This is a genomic window from Paracoccus marinus (assembly GCF_007018965.1).
GTDB lineage: Bacteria > Pseudomonadota > Alphaproteobacteria > Rhodobacterales > Rhodobacteraceae > Paracoccus > Paracoccus marinus.
Genome location: NZ_VJYZ01000005.1, coordinates 231,528 through 248,321, shown reverse-complemented (window position 1 = coordinate 248,321; position 16,794 = coordinate 231,528). Strand labels below are relative to the sequence as shown.

The 16,794-nt window shown below is 70.3% G+C and carries 16 protein-coding genes; 7 read left to right on the top strand and 9 right to left on the bottom strand.

All coding sequences use genetic code 11. The annotated features are described in order from the left end of the window. Nucleotides 1-5 precede the first annotated feature (5 nt). The 3 genes from FNF32_RS03805 to FNF32_RS03795 are packed head-to-tail and all read right to left on the bottom strand — an operon-like array spanning nucleotide 6 to nucleotide 3,919. A complete protein-coding gene (locus tag FNF32_RS03805) occupies nucleotides 6-1,982 on the bottom strand; it encodes a BatA domain-containing protein (protein ID WP_342778015.1) in 1,977 nt (658 codons plus the stop codon). 12 nt (nucleotides 1,983-1,994) lie between these two features. Then, nucleotides 1,995-2,921 carry a DUF58 domain-containing protein gene (locus FNF32_RS03800; RefSeq protein WP_246087668.1) on the bottom strand — a complete coding sequence of 309 codons (927 nt, stop codon included), beginning with the start codon at nucleotides 2,919-2,921 and terminating at the stop codon, nucleotides 1,995-1,997. Then, nucleotides 2,918-3,919 carry an AAA family ATPase gene (locus tag FNF32_RS03795; protein ID WP_131673331.1) on the bottom strand — a complete coding sequence of 334 codons (1,002 nt, stop codon included), beginning with the start codon at nucleotides 3,917-3,919 and terminating at the stop codon, nucleotides 2,918-2,920. The genes FNF32_RS03800 and FNF32_RS03795 overlap by 4 nt, the downstream gene beginning before the upstream one ends. Before the next feature lie 63 nt (nucleotides 3,920-3,982). Here FNF32_RS03795 and FNF32_RS03790 point away from each other — a divergent pair, with 63 nt between their 5' ends. From FNF32_RS03790 to FNF32_RS03770, 5 genes are all read left to right on the top strand, one after another. After that, nucleotides 3,983-4,528 (top strand): DUF1285 domain-containing protein, encoded by a 546-nt coding sequence (locus FNF32_RS03790; protein ID WP_131673332.1) that lies wholly within the window; start codon nucleotides 3,983-3,985, stop codon nucleotides 4,526-4,528. A 3-nt stretch (nucleotides 4,529-4,531) separates the two neighbouring features. Further along, nucleotides 4,532-5,299 carry a hydroxypyruvate isomerase family protein gene (locus tag FNF32_RS03785; protein ID WP_131673333.1) on the top strand — a complete coding sequence of 256 codons (768 nt, stop codon included), beginning with the start codon at nucleotides 4,532-4,534 and terminating at the stop codon, nucleotides 5,297-5,299. Between the two features lie 103 nt (nucleotides 5,300-5,402). After that, nucleotides 5,403-7,223: a translational GTPase TypA gene (typA, locus tag FNF32_RS03780; RefSeq protein WP_131673334.1), complete on the top strand. Its 1,821-nt coding sequence runs from the start codon at nucleotides 5,403-5,405 to the stop codon at nucleotides 7,221-7,223. 12 nt (nucleotides 7,224-7,235) lie between these two features. After that, complete coding sequence (locus FNF32_RS03775; protein WP_131673335.1) at nucleotides 7,236-8,078, top strand: alpha/beta fold hydrolase; 843 nt, start codon at nucleotides 7,236-7,238, stop codon at nucleotides 8,076-8,078. A gap of 88 nt (nucleotides 8,079-8,166) precedes the next feature. Continuing rightward, nucleotides 8,167-8,787 (top strand): WHG domain-containing protein, encoded by a 621-nt coding sequence (locus tag FNF32_RS03770; RefSeq protein ID WP_143796482.1) that lies wholly within the window; start codon nucleotides 8,167-8,169, stop codon nucleotides 8,785-8,787. Here the strand turns inward: FNF32_RS03770 and purU are convergent. From purU to FNF32_RS03740, 6 genes are all read right to left on the bottom strand, one after another. Next, complete coding sequence (gene purU / locus FNF32_RS03765) at nucleotides 8,763-9,638, bottom strand: formyltetrahydrofolate deformylase (protein ID WP_131673403.1); 876 nt, start codon at nucleotides 9,636-9,638, stop codon at nucleotides 8,763-8,765. The two genes, FNF32_RS03770 and purU, sit on opposite strands and share 25 nt — an antisense overlap. A gap of 70 nt (nucleotides 9,639-9,708) precedes the next feature. Next, on the bottom strand, nucleotides 9,709-10,032 hold the full coding sequence (locus FNF32_RS03760) for a 2Fe-2S iron-sulfur cluster-binding protein (RefSeq protein ID WP_131673337.1): 324 nt from the start codon (nucleotides 10,030-10,032) through the stop codon (nucleotides 9,709-9,711). Between the two features lie 133 nt (nucleotides 10,033-10,165). Beyond that, nucleotides 10,166-11,374, bottom strand: coding sequence for a beta-ketoacyl-[acyl-carrier-protein] synthase family protein (locus FNF32_RS03755; protein ID WP_131673404.1), 1,209 nt, complete (start codon nucleotides 11,372-11,374; stop codon nucleotides 10,166-10,168). Between the two features lie 188 nt (nucleotides 11,375-11,562). Continuing rightward, on the bottom strand, nucleotides 11,563-11,826 hold the full coding sequence (locus FNF32_RS03750) for an acyl carrier protein (protein WP_131673338.1): 264 nt from the start codon (nucleotides 11,824-11,826) through the stop codon (nucleotides 11,563-11,565). Between the two features lie 14 nt (nucleotides 11,827-11,840). Further along, complete coding sequence (locus tag FNF32_RS03745; RefSeq protein ID WP_131673339.1) at nucleotides 11,841-12,941, bottom strand: UDP-3-O-(3-hydroxymyristoyl)glucosamine N-acyltransferase; 1,101 nt, start codon at nucleotides 12,939-12,941, stop codon at nucleotides 11,841-11,843. 25 nt (nucleotides 12,942-12,966) lie between these two features. Continuing rightward, nucleotides 12,967-14,526: a L,D-transpeptidase family protein gene (locus FNF32_RS03740; protein ID WP_246087667.1), complete on the bottom strand. Its 1,560-nt coding sequence runs from the start codon at nucleotides 14,524-14,526 to the stop codon at nucleotides 12,967-12,969. Between the two features lie 269 nt (nucleotides 14,527-14,795). On the opposite strand from FNF32_RS03740, the gene mepK reads away from it, so the two are divergent. Both mepK and FNF32_RS03730 read left to right on the top strand, forming a co-directional pair. Then, nucleotides 14,796-15,353, top strand: a complete 558-nt coding sequence (gene mepK, locus FNF32_RS03735; RefSeq protein WP_131673341.1) for a peptidoglycan L,D-endopeptidase MepK — start codon at nucleotides 14,796-14,798, stop codon at nucleotides 15,351-15,353. Nucleotides 15,354-15,603: 250 nt separating this feature from the next. Next, complete coding sequence (locus FNF32_RS03730; RefSeq protein WP_143796481.1) at nucleotides 15,604-16,776, top strand: DegT/DnrJ/EryC1/StrS family aminotransferase; 1,173 nt, start codon at nucleotides 15,604-15,606, stop codon at nucleotides 16,774-16,776. Nucleotides 16,777-16,794 lie beyond the last annotated feature (18 nt).

The following is a 16,794-nucleotide window of genomic DNA, read 5'->3' as shown; positions in this document are numbered from 1 at the left end:
GCCGATCATGCGGCCACCCGTTGGGGCCGCGCGCCACGGCGGCCGGCCAGCGTCCCCGACGCGACGGCGTCAAGCGCCAGCACCGCCGCCGCAAGCGCCAGCAACCAGCCGCGCAGGTCGGTGCCGGCCGCGCGGCCCGCCGTCTCGACCGTCGCGCCGGGCCAGGTGGCGATCGCCATTGGCCCGCCCGCGTTCAGCGCCGCCCGCCGTTCGCCTGCAACGTAGATGCCCGCGGGCGCGCCCGGCGCGGGACCCCGCGCGAAATCCTCGGCTGCGACGGGCGGCAGGTCCTCGCCCGGGGGGCCGGGGCGGCCAAAGCCGTCCAGCACCGTCTCGGCCGCCCAGAACGGCTGCTCGTCGGTGCGGCTGGGTTCGCTGGCGGGGTCATCGGCGGGTCCGGTGCCCGGCGCGGCGTCGATCCCGGCCGCACCCTGCGCCAGCCGGTCGAGCATCGACAGGAACAGCCCCGACAGCGGCAGCGACGACCAGTCCGCGTTCGCGGCGGTATGGAACAGGACCACCTGCCCCTTCCCTAGTGCGTCGCGGGTCACGAGCGGCGTTCCGTCGCTGAGCGATGCCACGGTCCGGGCCGCAAGGTCCAGCCCCGGCTCGGCCATCAGCTGGGCGCGCACGGTCACGTCGGCGGGCGGGGTCAGCCCCGCGAAGGGGCCGTCAGCGGCAAAGGGCTGGACTGCGCGCGGCTCACCCCAGCTCAGCGCGCCGCCGATGTCGCGGCCGCCGGGAAGCAGCCTCACGGGCAGCAGCGGGTCGAGGTCCAGCGCCTCGGACGCGGCCATGCGGGGCCCGGCAAAGCGGATCAGCAGCCCGCCCCGGTCGATCCAGTCGGACAGCTCCGGCTGCTCGGGGTCGAGCGGCTGGTCGGCCATGACGATCACGTCGGGCGCGGCGGGAAGGACCTCGGCCAGCGCGCCTTCGATCAGGTCGGTCCGAGGCGCGAGCGCCTGGCGCAGGTAGTGGACGGGGGACAGCAGCGCTTGCCCCTCGGTGCTGCGGGTGTCGCCCACCAGCGCGACCTTGCGGCGGCGCACGCGGTCGTCGGCCAGCACGACGGCGGCGGCCGAAGCCTCGCCCTCGATCGTGAAGCGGGTGACGCGGTTGCGAAGTTCGGACGGCAGGTCGATGGGCACCGTGGCCTCGGCGATCCCTGCCGCGACCTTAGGATCGGGCGGGGTCAGCCGGGCGAGCGTGCGGGGCGTGCCCTGCGGATCGGGGCCGATCGCAAGCACCTGCGGCAGCGCGCCCGGGGCGGTGGACCGAAGCGCCAGCGCGGGCATGGTGCCGGGCACGATCTGCAAGCTGCGGACGGGTGCTGCCTGAGGCACGACCGTGACCGGCCCGCGCGCGCCAAGCGCCGCAAGCCATCCGGCGCGGCCGGGATGGTCGAGCCCGTCGCTGAGCCACAGCGTCGCAAAGCGTTCGGGCGCATCCCGCAGCACGTTCGCCGGGTCGTCGGGGTAACGGGTTTCCCAAGGCTGGGGCGCGGCGCCGCGAACGCGTGCCGTCAGGTCGGCGGCGGGCTGGAACGGGATGGTGTCGCCCTGCCCCGGCGCGCCGTCCGCCACCAGCAGCGCCGCGGGACGGCCTGCGCTTTCGGCGCGGTCCAGCGCGGCGACGGCGCGGGCGCGCGCGCCTTCCCACCCCGGCGCGGCGGATGCGCCGGCGTCGATGACGACCAGCAGCGGACCGGTGCCCGCGTCATCGGGCGCGGGCTTCCAGACCGGACCGGCGAGCGCGAGGATCAGCCCGGCGATGGCCGCGAGCCGCAACGCCAGCAGCCACCACGGCGTGCGCCGCGCAATGGGCGCGGGGTCGGGCAGCCCGGCCAGAAGCGCGGTGCCGGGGAACGTCACCTCGCGCATCGCGGGCGGAACCGCGCGCAGCAGCAGCCACAGCACCGGCAGCGCGATCAGCGCGGTCAGCACCCACGGCGCGGAAAATCCGATCGGCCCCAGCGTCAGCACCCGCGCAACCCCTCAGCCCGCCAGCGCGCCGTAAAGCCACATCAGCGCCTGCCCGGGTGCGGCACCCGTTTCGTGGGTGCCGAAGCGCCAGCCGGCCGCGTTGGCGGCGCGCGACAACGCCTGCCGCTGCGCGTCGAGCCGGTCGAGGTACAGCGCCCGCAGCGCGTCCGCGTTGCGGGTGTCGTGCCGCGCGGCGCCCGCGCCCGGCGCGTGAAACCGGACCGCGCCGGTATAGGGAAAGCTTTCCTCGTCCGGGTCCAGCACCTGCAGCACCGCGCCGCCGACCCCCTGGGCGGCCGCCGCCGACAGATAGGCCGCGACGGGGGCAGGATCGGACAGGAAATCCCCGATCAGCACCACGCGCCGCAGCGGCCGCAGATCCGCGCCCGAGGGCGTGTCGGTGGCGGGCGCGGGGCCGGTGCGTCCCAACAGGTCATGCGCGATCCGGTCGGCCTGTCCGCGCCCCGCCTGCGGCAGCGCGCCCGACATGGCGACCTTTTCACCCCCGCGCAGCAGAACCAGCGCCAGCGCCAGCGCGATCAGCTCGGCCCGTGCGCGCTTGGTGGGCCGCGCGGGATCGCCGGTCCAGTCCATGCCCGCCGCGCCCGACACCCACAGGACCGCCGATTGCGCGGTATGCAGTTCGCGCTCGCGCACGAAGGTGGCGTCTGACCGGGCCGAGCGGCGCCAGTCGATCTGGCGCATGCTGTCGCCGGGGGCGGCGGCGCGGTACTGCCAGAAATCCTCGCCCTGCCCGGCTCGGCGCAGCCCGTGCGCGCCCGGCTGCAGCGCCATCGCCAGCCGTTCGGCCGACAGCATCAGCGCGGGCAGCGCCGCCGCCGCCGTCTCGGCAGCCGCCCGCAGCCGCGCGGGCGCGCCGGTGTTGGCGGCCCCGGCCGATCCGGCGCGGGTCCACGGGAACGGGCGCGCCTGCGTCACGCGGCCATCCGGGCGCGGTCGGCGGTCAGGCGGGCGATCACGTCGTCTATGCGGTCGCCGCGCGCGCGGGCGGCGAAGGACAGCGCCATGCGGTGGCGCAGGACCGGATAGGCCATCGCCGCCACGTCGTCGAGCGAGGGCGCGAAGCGCCCGTTCAGCACCGCCCGCGCCCGCACCACCAGCATCAGCGCCTGCGCCGCGCGCGGTCCCGGCCCCCAGGCCAGCGTGTCGCCAAGCCAGGCGGGCGCGTCGGGTTCCCCCGGACGGGCGCCGCGCACGAGGTCCAGGATCGCCTCCATCACCGTTTCGCCGACCGGCATCCGCCGCACCAGCCGCTGCGCGGCGATCAGGTCGGATTCGTGGAACACGGACCCCGCGACGTTGCTTTCGACCCCGGTGGTCGCCAGCAGGATCGCGCGTTCGGTGGCGCGGTCGGGATAGTCGATGTCCACCTGCAGAAGAAACCGGTCAAGCTGCGCCTCGGGCAGCGGATAGGTGCCTTCCTGCTCGATGGGGTTCTGGGTCGCCAGCACGTGGAAGGGACGCCCCAGCGGACGGTTCCGGCCCGCGACCGTCACCTCGTGTTCCTGCATGGCCTGCAGCAGCGCGGACTGGGTGCGCGGGCTGGCGCGGTTGATCTCGTCGGCCATCAGAAGCTGGGTGAACACCGGCCCCTCGATGAAACGGAAGGCGCGGGTGCCGTCGTCGCGCACGTCCAGCACCTCGGATCCCAGGATGTCGGCCGGCATCAGATCGGGGGTGAACTGGATGCGCGCGGTTTCCAGGCCCATGACCTTGCCCAGCGTGTCCACCAGCATCGTCTTGCCAAGCCCCGGCTGGCCGACCAGCAGCGCATGCCCGCCCGACAGGATCGCCGCCAGCACCTGCTCGACCACCGCGTCCTGCCCCACGAACACGCGGTCCACCATCCGGCGCGCCTCCGCGAGCCGCTCGGTCAGGGCCCCGATCTCGTCCACAAGCTCTGCGCCCTCGGCCATTGCAACGTCCCCGGTTTGCTTTCATCCTACCTTACGGTCCACCGGAAGGAGGCTCCACATCCAATGACTGCCGACAGTGACATTAGCGTGATTTCCGCGGTCGAAGCCGCGGCGGCAGAGGCGCGCAAGGCCGGTCGGGGGCTGCCCCCGGTCCACCTGTGGAACCCCGACTATTGCGGCGAGATGGACCTGACCATCCAGGCCGACGGCACATGGGTCCACGAGGGACGGCCGATCGCGCGCCCCGAGATGGTGCGGCTGTTCGCGTCCGTCCTCAAGCGCGAGGGCGAACGGTTCTTCCTTGTGACCCCGGTCGAGAAGCTGGGGATCACGGTCGAGGACGCGCCGTTCCTTGCGATCGACGCCGACATCGCGGCCGAAGCCATCACCTTCACCACGAACACCGGCGACACGGTGCGAGCCGGGCCCGATCACGCGATCCGGGTGGACGACCGCGACGGCGCGCCCCGCCCCTATGTGCATGTGCGGCGCGGGCTGGACGCCCTGATCGACCGCAAAACGTTCTACCGGCTGGTCGAGGCCGCGCAGGCGGACCCCGGGGGGCGGCTGGTCCTTCGCTCGGACGGCGCCGAGTTCGTTCTGGGCTGAGGCATGCTTCGCCTCGCGGCCAACCTGACTTTCCTCTTCACCGAGCTGCCGATGCTGGAACGCTTCGGCGCGGCCGCGCAGGCGGGGTTCCGGGGGGCCGAGATCCTGTTTCCCTACGACCTCGCCGCGCCAGAGCTTGCGCAGGCGGCGCAGGCGGCGGACATCGAGTTCGTGCTGATGAACACGCCGCCGCCGAACTGGGCGGGCGGGGCGCGCGGCTTTGCCGCCGTGCCGGGCGGCGAGGACAGGTTCCGCCGCGACTTCGACCGCGCGCTGCGCTTCGCGCAGGTGCTGCGCGCGCGCCATATCCACGTCATGGCCGGGGTGGCCGAAGGGCCGACCGCGCGCCAGACCTTTCTCGACAACCTCGCCTGGGCCTGCGACCGCGCCCCGCATGCAAGCCTGACCATCGAGCCGCTGAACCCGCTCGACATGCCGGGCTATTTCCTCGCCGACTTCGACGCCGCCGCCGAGGTGCTGGACACGCTGGACCGCCCGAACCTGGGGCTGCAGTTCGACGCCTACCACGCCCATCTCATCACCGGCGACGCGACGGCATGCCTGCGCGCCCACGCCGCCCGCGTGCGCCACGTCCAGATCGCGGGCGTGGGTCCGGCGGGCCGGGTCGAGCCGTCGGCCGCACCGATCGACTACCCCGCCTTCCTGCGCACGCTGGCGGATGGCGGCTACACCGGCTGGGTCAGCGCCGAATACGTGCCCGCGACCATCACCACGGCGGGGCTTGGCTGGATGGCGGCGCTGCCCGCCTGACGCTTCGCGCCTAGGGCGTGGCCGCCCTGCCCGCCCCGGCTTTCGGCTGGCAATCCGACCGACGCTGCGATAACGGGACCGCGCAATGCATAAAGGCGCACCCATGGATATCCGCAACATCGCCATCATCGCCCACGTCGACCACGGCAAGACGACGCTGGTCGATCAGCTGCTCAAGCAGTCGGGCAGCTTCCGCGAGAACCAGGCGGTCGCCGAGCGGGCGATGGATTCGAACGACATCGAACGCGAACGCGGGATCACCATCCTTGCCAAGGCGACTTCAGTCGAATGGAAGGGCACGCGGATCAACATCGTCGACACCCCCGGCCACGCCGACTTCGGGGGCGAGGTCGAGCGCATCCTGTCGATGGTCGACGGCGTCTGCCTGCTGGTCGATGCTGCCGAAGGGCCGATGCCGCAGACGAAGTTCGTGACCTCCAAGGCGCTGGCGCTGGGGCTGAAGCCGATCGTCGTGCTGAACAAGGTGGACAAGCCCGCGGCCGAGCCGGACCAGACGCTGAACGACGTGTTCGACCTGTTCGCGAACCTGGGCGCGACGGACCAGCAGCTCGACTTCCCGCATGTCTACGCCTCGGGCATCGGCGGCTGGGCCGACGAGGCGCTGGACGGGCCGCGAAAGGACCTGTCGGCGCTGTTCGACCTGATCGTGCGCCACGTCCAGCCGCCGAAGCAACTGGACCGCAAGGACGAGCCGTTCCAGATGCTCGCCGTGACGCTGGGCGCCGACCCCTTCATCGGCCGCATCCTGACCGGCCGGGTCGAGGCGGGCACCGCGCGCGCGGGCGACACGCTGAAGGCGATGGCCCGCGACGGCGAGCGGATCGAACAGTTCCGCATCTCCAAGGTCCTGGCCTTCCGCGGCCTCAACCAGACCCCAATCGACGAGGCGGTCGCAGGCGACATCGTGACCATTGCCGGCATGAGCAAGGCGACCGTGGCCGACACGCTTGCCGCGCCCGAGGTGGAAACCGCCCTGCCCGCCCAGCCGATCGACCCGCCGACCATCAGCGTGACCTTCGGCATCAACGACAGCCCGCTTGCCGGCCGCGACGGCAACAAGGTCCAGTCCCGCGTCATCCGCGAGCGCCTGATGCGCGAGGCGGAAACCAACGTCGCGATCCGGGTCGAGGACACGCCGGGCGGCGATGCCTTCGTCGTCTCGGGCCGGGGCGAACTGCAGATGGGCGTCCTGATCGAGAACATGCGTCGCGAGGGGTTCGAGCTGTCGATTTCCCGCCCGCGCGTGATCTTCCGCGACGAGAACGGCGAGCGGCTGGAACCGGTCGAGGAAGTCATCATCGACGTCGATGACGACTACACCGGCGCGGTCATCGACAAGCTGACCGGCGCCCGCAAGGGCGACCTGGTGGAAATGCGCCCCGCCGGGCACGGCAAGACCCGGATCGTCGCGCACGTCCCCTCGCGCGGGCTGATCGGCTATCAGGGCGAGTTCATGACCGACACGCGCGGCAACGGCGTCCTGAACCGCATCTTCCACGACTGGGCGCCCTACAAGGGTGCGATCGCGGGCCGCCGCCAAGGCGTCCTGATCTCGATGGAGGACGGGGTGTCCGTGGCCTACGCGCTGTGGAACCTTGAAGAACGCGGCAAGCTGTTCATCGGCGCGCAGGAACAGGTCTATCAGGGCATGATCATCGGCGAACACAGCCGCGACAACGACCTGGAAGTGAACCCGCTCAAGGGCAAGAAGCTGACCAACGTCCGCGCGTCCGGTACCGACGAGGCCGTGCGCCTGACGACCCCGGTGCGGATGAGCCTGGAAGAAGCGATCGCCTATATCGACGACGACGAACTGGTCGAGGTCACGCCCAAGGCGATCCGCATCCGCAAGCGCCACCTGGACCCGCACGAGCGCAAGCGCCAGTCGCGCGCCGACGCGTAAGGGGCGGCAGGGGTGGCGTTCTTTCCGGGCTTCGTGCTGGAAACCGTCACCCTGCCGCAAGGCCCCGTCCGGCTGCGCCGGGGCGGATCGGGGCCGGCCCTTCTGCTGCTGCACGGCCATCCGCGCACCCACACGACATGGTGGCAGGTCGCACCGCTGCTGGCTGACCGGTTCACGGTCGTTTGCCCCGACCTGCCGGGGTTCGGCGACAGCTACCAACCGCGCGACCTTAAGGGGTCGTCCAAGCGCGCCAAGGCGGCGGCGCTGGTCGCGCTGATGGATGCGCTGGGGCACGACCGCTTCGCCGTCGCGGGTCACGATCGGGGCAGCTACACCGCGTTTCGGCTGGCGATGGACCACCCGGATCGCGTGACCTCGCTTACCATCATCGACGGCGTCCCGATCATCGAGGCGCTCGAGCGTGCCGACTGGCGCTTTGCCCGCGACTGGTTCCACTGGTTCTTCTTCGCGCAATCCGACAAGGCGATCGCGGCGGTCACGGGCGCGCCCGATCTGTGGTATCCGCTGGACGCGGCCACGCTCGGCCCCGAAAACCACGCCGACGCGATGCGCGCCACGCGCGATCCGCGGGTGGTCGCGGGCATGCTTGCCGACTACCGCGCGGGGATCGAGATCGACCATCTCGACGACGCCGCCGACCGCGACGCCGGGCGCCGGATCGCCTGCCCCGTCCGGGTCCTGTGGTCGCTTGATGACGACATGGAACGGCTTTACGGCGACCCGCTGCAAGTCTGGCGGCCGTGGGTCGCAGGCCCGCTCGACGGCTTCGGCATCCAGTCGGGGCACCATGTCGCGGAAGCGGCGCCGCAGCCGCTTGCCGCAGCGATCCGCTGACGCTTGCGGAACCATTCCGACAAGCCCGGGCGTTTCGCCTGACCGGCAGCTATCAAGCGAGGACCCAATGGAACCCGGCGAATCGGCCATGCAGGCCATCCTGCGCGTCGCGTGCGACCGGCTCGTCGCCACCGAGCCGCTGCATTGCGAGCCTGAAAGCCTTGCGGCCGAGGCCGGCATCGATCCCACCGTCGCCCGCGACCTGTTTCCCGACGGCAACGCGGTCGTCAGGACCGTCATGGAAAGCGCGCTCAGGCGGCAGATGGATTACCTCACCCGCAAGCTGAGCGAGGTTTCGGGCGAGGATCCGGTCGCGCAGCTGATCGCCTTTGGAAAGGCGGGCGTCGAATGGGCGGTCGAGAACCGCGACGACTATCACATCCTGAACCTGCCGCTGGCCGGGCAGGTCGTGGATGCCGATGAGCTGGTGCGCTATCACCGTTCGCTTCAGACGCTGACGGCGTCGATGCTGCGCCGGGTTCGGGAACGCGGGCAGCTGCGACCCGAGATCGACGAGGTCGCGCTGCTTTTGATCGTGCGCGCCTTCACCTACGGGCTGTCGCGGCTTTACGTGGACCGGCAGTTGCGGGTGTGGTTGCCCGAGCAGGCCGACATGGACAAGCACGCGATCCTGAACGGCGCGCTGGACGCCTTTGCCGAAATGCTCTTCCTGCCCGGGGCCGCTCAGCCCATCCGTTCGGACGCGTAGCTGCCCGGGCTCGCGGGAAAGACGACAGTCTTGCCGCCGTTCGGGAATACGCGGTGGTGGATATGGGCGTGGATCGCGCGGGCCAGCACCTGCGCCTCGACGTCGCGGCCAAGGCTGACGTAGTCCTCGGGCGACTGGGCGTGGGTCACGCGCACCGCGTCCTGTTCGATGATCGGCCCTTCGTCCAGGTCGGCGGTCACGTAGTGCGCGGTCGCGCCGATCAGCTTCACCCCGCGCTCGAACGCCTGCCGATAGGGGTTCGCGCCCTTGAAGCTGGGCAGGAACGAATGGTGGATGTTGATGATGCGGCCCGACATTGCCGCGCACAGCCGGTCCGACAGGACCTGCATGTAACGCGCCAGCACGATCAGCTCGGCCCCCGTGCGCTCGACCAGCGCCAGCAGCTCGGCCTCGGCTTGGGGCTTGTTCGCGGCGGTGACGGGGATCAGGTGGAAGGGCAGCCCCGCCTGCTCGACCACGGTGCGGTAGGTCGCGTGGTTCGACACCACGGCCACCACGTCGATCGGCAGCGCGCCGATTCGGTGGCGGTAAAGCAGGTCGTTCAGGCAATGGCCGAAGTTCGACACCATCACGAGGACGCGCATCCGGTGCGCCGCGCTGTGGAACGCGTGATCCATGCCGAACGTCGCGGCCGTTTCGGCAAAGGCCGCGCGCAGCGTCTCGATCCCCGATCCGGTCTCGGACCGGAAGCTCACGCGCATGAAGAACCGCCCCTGCGGCAGGTCGTCGAACTGCGCCGAGTCGGTGATGTTGCAGCCGTGGCGCGCCAAGAACGAGGCGACCGCCGCGACGATGCCCCGCTGCGTGGGGCAGGCGACGGTCAGCACCATGTCGCCCGGTGCATCGCCCACAGGGTCGGCGGGCGCGCCGCCCACGTGTTCGCCGATGGTCGCCAAGGCGTCAGATCTGCCGTTCGGGCATCTGCACGACCAGCCCGTCGAGCGCCGACGTGACCTTGATCTGGCAGGTCAGCCGCGAACGCGCCGGATCGGGCTTCCATGCGAAGTCCAGCATGTCCTCTTCCATCGGGTCGCGCGGCGGCAGCTTGTCGGTCCACGCGGGATCGACATAGACGTGGCAGGTGGAACAGGCGCAGGCGCCGCCGCAATCGGCGTCGATGCCGGGGATGCCGTTGTCGCGCGCGCCTTCCATGACGGTCATGCCGGGCCGCACCTCGACCTCGTGGCGGTTGCCGTTCCATTCGATGTAGGTGATCTTGGCCATGACATGCTCCGTCCGCGTCCGCCGCCCGTGATGAGGGGCCGTGATTAGGGTCCGTGATTAGGGGATGGCGGCGGCGATGGGAAGCGCGCGCGGGCCGCGGGGCGCGCCGTGCCGCTGCGGCTTTTTCGCCTCGTCAGGCGCGGCGCAGCGCCAGCACCGCGTTCAAGCCGCCGAAGGCAAAAGCGTTCGACAGCACCGCGTCCACCCGCGCCTCGCGCGCGGTGTTGGGCACGACGTCCAGCGCGCATTCCGGGTCGGGTTCCTGATAACCGATGGTGGGGGCGATCACCCCGTCGCGCAGCGCCATGATGCAGGCCAGGAGCTCGACCGCGCCGGTGCCGCCGATGATGTGGCCGTGCATCGACTTGGTGGACGACATCATCAGCCGGTCGGCGTGATGGCCGAAGGCATGGGCCACCGCGGCGCATTCCGTCTTGTCGTTGGCGGCGGTGCCGGTGCCGTGGGCGTTGATGTAGCCCACGTCCTCGGGGTTCAGGCGCGCGTCGCGCATGGCGCCGGTGATCGCGCGCTCGGCCCCCTGCGCGGACGGCATCACGATATCCTGGGCGTCGGCCGACATGGCGAACCCCACGACCTCGGCCAGGATGTCGGCGCCGCGGGCGCGGGCGTGGTCGTGATCCTCGAACACGAAGACGCCCGCGCCTTCGCCCTGCACCATGCCGTTGCGGTTGGCCGAGAACGGGCGGCAGCCGTCTTTCGACATGACCCGTAACCCCTCCCACGCCTTGACGCCGCCAAAGCACAGCATCGCCTCGGCCCCGCCGGTCAGCATCACCTGCGCGGCGCCCGATCGGACCATCTGGAACGCCAGCCCCATCGCGTGGTTGGAACTGGCGCAGGCGGTGGCCACGGTAAAGGCGGGGCCGCGCAGCCCGAACTCCATGCTCACGTGGCTGGCGGCGGCGTTGTTCATCAGCTTGGGGACGACAAAGGGGTGAACGCGGTTCTTTCCCTCTTCGTAGACGACGCGGTAGTTTTCATCCCAGGTGTTGAGCCCGCCCCCGGCGGTGCCAAGGACGACACCCGAGCAAAGCCCAAGCTCGCCGTGGAAGCTGAGGCCGGACTGCGCCACCGCTTCCTTCGCGGCCAGCAGCGTGAACTGCGTGAATTTGTCGTAAAGCAGGATCTGCTGGCGGTTGAAGTAGGTTTCCGGGTTCCAGTCGTGGACCTGCGCGCCGATCTGGATCGTCAGCCGCTCAACGTCGCGGAAGTCCAGCTGGGTGATCCCGCTGCGCCCGTCGCGGAACGCGGCAAGGGTCGAGGCCACGTCCAGCCCCAGCGCGTTCACGGTGCCCGCGCCGGTGATGACGACGCGCCGCAATCCCGACGCGCCCTGCACCGGGGCCACCGCCGGGGCGGCCGGCGGGATCGCGGCAACCGCGTCACGGGCCGCCGTTTCGTCCGCGCCCGGCTTGGCCTTGCTCCGCGTCCTGCCGGCGCGGTCGCTGCCTGCGCGGTCCTTGCCCGCGCGCCCCTTGTCGTCCTTGCCGGATTTGCCGGACTTCGGGCTCATGCCTTGGCGACCACGAGCTTTTCGACCGCCGCCACGATCGACCCCATCGTCGAGACGTCGAAGTCGGACTTTTCCGGCTCGTTGGCGTTGAACGGGATCGAGATGTCGAACGCCTCCTCGATGGCGAAGATCGACTCGACCATGCCGAGGCTGTCGATCCCCAGTTCCGCGGGCGTCATGTCGGGGCGGATGTCGGCCGGGTCGAGCATGGCCTGCTCGGCGATGATGGCGACGATGCGGTCGTGGACTTGTGTGGGCATGGCAACCTCCGGTTTCAGTCCTTTTCCGACGTTCCTGTAACGATTTTCCGAAGCTCGGCAACTTGTGCCACCAGCCGTGGCAATCGCCGCATCGCCTTCTGGATCTCGACCTGTGTGTCCATCTTCGTGGCGGGCGAGCCCAGCACCACGCGGCCGGCCGGGACGTTGGTGTAGATGTTCGTCCCGCCGCCCGCGATCACGTCGTCGCCGACGAAAATGTTGTCGCTGACCCCGCACTTGCCGCCAAGGACCACGCGGTCGCCGATCCGGGTCGATCCGCCGATCCCGACCTGCCCCGCCAGCAGGCAGTCGCGGCCGATCTGCACGTTGTGGCCGACCTGCACCAGGTTGTCGATCTTGGTGCCCGATCCGATCGAGGTCGCGCGGATGGTGCCCCGGTCGATCGCGGCGTTGACGCCGATCTCCACGTCGTCGCCCAGCGTCACGCCGCCCAGCGAATGGATCCGCACCCAGCTTTGCGCGGTGATCGCGCCGCGCGCACCCAGCGTGCGGCGGATTTCCTCGACCCCGGATTCGCCGGGCGTGACAAAGGAAAACCCGTCGCCGCCGATGACCGCGCCCGCATGGACCACCAGCCGGTCACCTGCGGCGATGCCGTGCGCGATCCGCACCCCCTGCCCCAGCACGGCGTCGATGCCGATGACGCTGCCCCGCCCGATCGAACTGTGCGACCCGATCCGCGCCCGCGCGCCGATCCGCGCGCCCGCGCCGATCAGGACGAAAGGCCCGATCGCGGCCTCGGCCCCAATCTGCGCGTCGGGATCGACGATCGCGGTCGGGTGAATGCCGGGCTGGATGTCGGGACCGGGATCGAAGGCGCGGGTCAGCCCCGCCATCGCCAGCCGCGGGCGCTGGACCAACACGGCGGCGGCAAGCCCGTAATCGGCGGGCTCCATCCCCTCGGCCAGGACGGCGATGCAGCCGGGCCGCAGCGTCGCGGCATAGCCGGGCGCCATCGCCAGCGCGATCCGCCCCGCGCCGCCCGACAGGGGCTCGGTCTCGGCCGGCTCGGCCGCGCCCGTCACGCGGATCGCGGGATCGCCCCACAGGCGGGCGTCGAGGGCACGAGCCAGTTCGGCAAGGGTCACGATCATGCGGGCATCCTTCTGCCCGACCGGGTTATCCCTCTCCGCCGTCGTTTTCCAGCCCGGCCTTGACCAGCGCATCCCAGACCGAGGCGTCGCGCCCGTAGATGTCGGGATAGCTGCGGATCGCGCCCGTCTCGTCGGGGAAGGTCGTGAAATACACCAGATGCACCGGGATCGTCGGCTTCAACGGCAGCCACGTTTCCTTGCCCGAGGCGATCGCCCGGTCATAGGTCCGCGCCGGATCGTCCACCTGCCCCTGCAGCAGCGCGTTCGCAAGCTCGGCCGGGCGCGCGATCCGCACGCAGCCATGCGAGAACGCGCGCGTGCTTTCCCCGAACAGCCCCTTGGTCGGGGTGTCATGCAGGTAGATGTTCCACGGGTTCGGAAAGATGAACTTCACCTCGCCCAGGGCATTGTCGTCGCCCGATTTCTGCCTGAGACGGTACGGAAACGTCGCAGGCGTGTAGCGGCCGAAGTCGATGTTGGCGCGCTTCACGATCCGCCCCGCCCCGTCCACCACGTCGAGATGGCTTGCCGCGTTGCGGTTCGCCTGCAGCCGCGGCAGGTATTCCTTGACCGCGATCGATCGCGGCACGTTCCAGCGCGGGTTCACCACCAGATGCTCCATCTGGTCCGAGAACTCGGGCGTCTGCATCTCGGGATCGGTCTTGCCGACGACCACCCGGGTCACGAACTCGGTCCGGCCGTGGCTGACGATGCGGGCGTTGAACTCCGGCAGGTTGACCCAGACGTGGCGCGCGCCAAGGTGGTGGCCGTTGAGCCAGCGCATCCGTTCCAGCGCAATCAGCAGCGCGCGGCTGCGGGGACCCACGCGGCGGTTGAGCATCTTGACGGTGCGCGGCCCGGCGACGCCGTCGGGGCCAAGCCCGGCGCTTGCCTGATAGGCGCGGACCGCCTGCGCCAGCGGCTCGTCGTACAGATCGCCCCCGTCGCTGGCGAACCCGATTGACGCAAGGCGGGTCCGCAGCGCCGCGACCTGCGGGCCGGAACTGCCGGGCTTCATCAGCCCCGGCGGCACCTCGACCGTGCCGGGCGGCGCGAAGAGCCGCGACTGGCTGGCAAGCGCGTCCTGAAGCGCAAGGTACCGGGGATCGCGCGGCTCGATCGAGGCGAGGACCTGGGCCGGGTCGGCCGCACCCACGAAACGGTCGAGCAGGTCATCGAGGTCGCTGCGCTGGACCGTGCGGTGATTGCCGTGGCCGAGCTTGCCGGGATCGACCAGCCCGCCCTCGACGTCATGCGCCCAACGCGCGAAGACTTCGGCAAAGGCGACCTCATCGGCGATCCCATTCGCGCCAGCCGCGTCGCGGGCGGCAAGGTCGCCGCGATCATAGCGCGCGGGCGGCAGCCCATGGCCGGGGGCTCGCGCGACCGCTGCGATCAGGGCCTGCCGCCTGCCCGCCGCCTGCGGTCCCGTGAACACCGGGGCAAGCGCGTGCGCGCCGTAGAAGGCAGCAAGCCCGGGCCCGCCCGCGACGGCTTCGGCGAGCGCGATCTGTTCGGGGGTGAAATCGAGTTGGGGCGCCGGCGCCGATTGCGCGGGCGCTGCGGCCCACAGCGCGCCAGCCACGATTCCCGCAGCGATGTGGCAATTCGGGAACCACCAACCGCGCCCTTTCGCCCGCCCGCCCGCGTATCTCTCCGATCGCTCGATCATTTTCGTTCCTGCCCCGTTCAGCCTTAGGCGGCTTTCTGCCGATGATGGCAGATAATCGCAGCGGTTGAAATGAATCGGTTCCTATGATCGCGGCGCAGTGACATATTGTTAACAGGTCCGGGCTAAACCGGGCGTGCCATCCCGGTGGCAGCACAATGAATGCAGGACAGGCGGATCAGAACATGACCATCCAATTCTCGCGTCGCGGCATCCTTGGTGTGTTCGCTGCGACGACGGTTGCGGCGGCGCCGGTGATGGCGAACGCGTTTGGCGTGCTGCGCGGCGCCGGCGACTACCGCCGCGTGCGGATGTATTCGGGCCGGACCGGCGAAAGCATCGACACCGTCTATTGGGTCGAGGGCAAGTACATCCGCGACGCGCTGAACGAGATCAACATCTTCATGCGCGACTGGCGGACCGGTGAAGTGATCGGTGTCGATCCCCGCACCGTGGACGTGGCGGCGGCCTCGCACCGGCTGCTGCAGACCAACGAACCCTATATGATGCTGTCTGGCTACCGCTCGCCCAAGACTAACGCCATGCTGCGCTCGCGCAGCTCGGGCGTGGCGCGCAACTCGCTTCACATGAAGGGCAAGGCGGCCGACCTGCGGCTGAAGTCGCGCTCGGTCGCGCAGATGTACAAGGCGGCCTCTTCCTGCCAGGCGGGCGGCGTCGGCAAGTACTCCAGCTCGAACTTCGTCCACATGGATTGCGGTCCGGTTCGCCACTGGGGCGGCTGAACGCGGACGGTCCGCCGATCCGGACGGCCCGAGACACGACGACATCGACACGGGCCTGCTTCGGCGGGCCTTGTCGCGTTTGGGGTCACGCCTTCGGCTGCATGGTAATGCCTTTGTGATTCGGCGTTACCTCAAGTCCATGAACGTAACGTCGCTGCCCGCGCGCAACGCGCTGCATGAACCGCACTCAGCCCCGTTTCCCGTCCTCGTCCGATAGGCTACACCCCGGGCGAGTTCGACCGGAGCCTTCATGTTCTACCCCCTAGCCTCGACGACCTGGGACGACGCCGAGCATCAGGCGATGGCCCGCGTCATCGCGTCGGGCAGGTTCACCATGGGGGACGAGGTTCGCGCCTACGAGGACGCGTTCGCCCGGCAGTTCGGCAGCCGCTATGCGGTGATGACCTCGTCGGGGTCGGCCGCGAACCTGCTGGCCATCGCCTCGGCATTCTGGCACCCCGACCTCGGCTGGCGTCAGGGGGACGAGGTGATCGTGCCGGCGGTCAGCTGGTCCACGACCTACTTCCCGGTCAGCCAGACCGGCCTCAGGCTGCGCTTCGTCGATATCGACCCGGCCACCCTGAACCTCGATCTCGACAAGCTGGAAGCGGCGATCACGCCGCGCACCCGCGCCGTCCTGGCCGTGAACCTGCTCGGCAATCCGGTCGACGCGCCCCGCCTGCGCGCATTCTGCGACCGCCACGGCCTGGTCCTGGCCGAGGACAACTGCGAATCCATGGGCGCGACCGTCGACGGGCGGCAGGCTGGGACGTTCGGGCTGTTCGGCACCTTCTCGTCGTTCTTTTCGCACCACATCTGCACAATGGAAGGCGGGATGGTCGTCACCGACGACCGCAAGCTTACCGACACGATGCTGTCGGTGCGCGCGCACGGCTGGACGCGCGGCCTGCCCGCGGACACGCACCTGCCGCTCGACCCCGATCCGTTCGTGCGCCAGTTCCGCTTCGTCCTGCCCGGCTACAACCTGCGCCCGCTGGAACTTGAAGGCGCGCTGGGGATCCCGCAGCTTGCAAAGCTGCCGGGCTTCATCGCCGCGCGGCGCGCGAACGCGGCGCTGTTCCGGCAGGCATTCGCCGACGTGGATTGCGTCGATATACAGCAGGAAACCGGGCAGTCGTCGTGGTTCGGGTTCGCGCTGACGCTGAAGGGCCGGCTGGCGGGCCGCCGCCCCGCGCTGGTCGCCGCGCTTCGCGAGGCGGACATCGAATGCCGCCCCATCGTCACCGGCAACTTCCTCGCCAACCCCGTCATCGACAAGCTGGACCATTCCACCAGCGGCACCTTCGAGGCGGCCGAGAACATCGACGTCAACGGTTTGTTCACCGGCAACCATCATTATCCGATCCCGGACCAGATCGCCCGCCTGCGCGAAGTCGTGCAAGGGGTGGCGGATCGTGGCTGAGACGGCGGAAAGGACGCG

Bases quoted from the DNA above. Each gene is read 5' to 3' on its own strand.
- FNF32_RS03750 (WP_131673338.1), bottom strand. From the start codon at position 11,826: ATGCCCACACAAGTCCACGACCGCATCGTCGCCATCATCGCCGAGCAG.
- FNF32_RS03790 (WP_131673332.1), top strand. From the start codon at position 3,983: ATGACTGCCGACAGTGACATTAGCGTGATTTCCGCGGTCGAAGCCGCG.
- FNF32_RS03730 (WP_143796481.1), top strand. From the start codon at position 15,604: ATGTTCTACCCCCTAGCCTCGACGACCTGGGACGACGCCGAGCATCAG.
- FNF32_RS03785 (WP_131673333.1), top strand. From the start codon at position 4,532: ATGCTTCGCCTCGCGGCCAACCTGACTTTCCTCTTCACCGAGCTGCCG.
- FNF32_RS03770 (WP_143796482.1), top strand. From the start codon at position 8,167: ATGCAGGCCATCCTGCGCGTCGCGTGCGACCGGCTCGTCGCCACCGAG.
- FNF32_RS03795 (WP_131673331.1), bottom strand. From the start codon at position 3,919: ATGGCCGAGGGCGCAGAGCTTGTGGACGAGATCGGGGCCCTGACCGAG.
- FNF32_RS03745 (WP_131673339.1), bottom strand. From the start codon at position 12,941: ATGATCGTGACCCTTGCCGAACTGGCTCGTGCCCTCGACGCCCGCCTG.
- FNF32_RS03760 (WP_131673337.1), bottom strand. From the start codon at position 10,032: ATGGCCAAGATCACCTACATCGAATGGAACGGCAACCGCCACGAGGTC.
- typA (WP_131673334.1), top strand. From the start codon at position 5,403: ATGGATATCCGCAACATCGCCATCATCGCCCACGTCGACCACGGCAAG.
- purU (WP_131673403.1), bottom strand. From the start codon at position 9,638: ATGGTGCTGACCGTCGCCTGCCCCACGCAGCGGGGCATCGTCGCGGCG.
- mepK (WP_131673341.1), top strand. From the start codon at position 14,796: ATGACCATCCAATTCTCGCGTCGCGGCATCCTTGGTGTGTTCGCTGCG.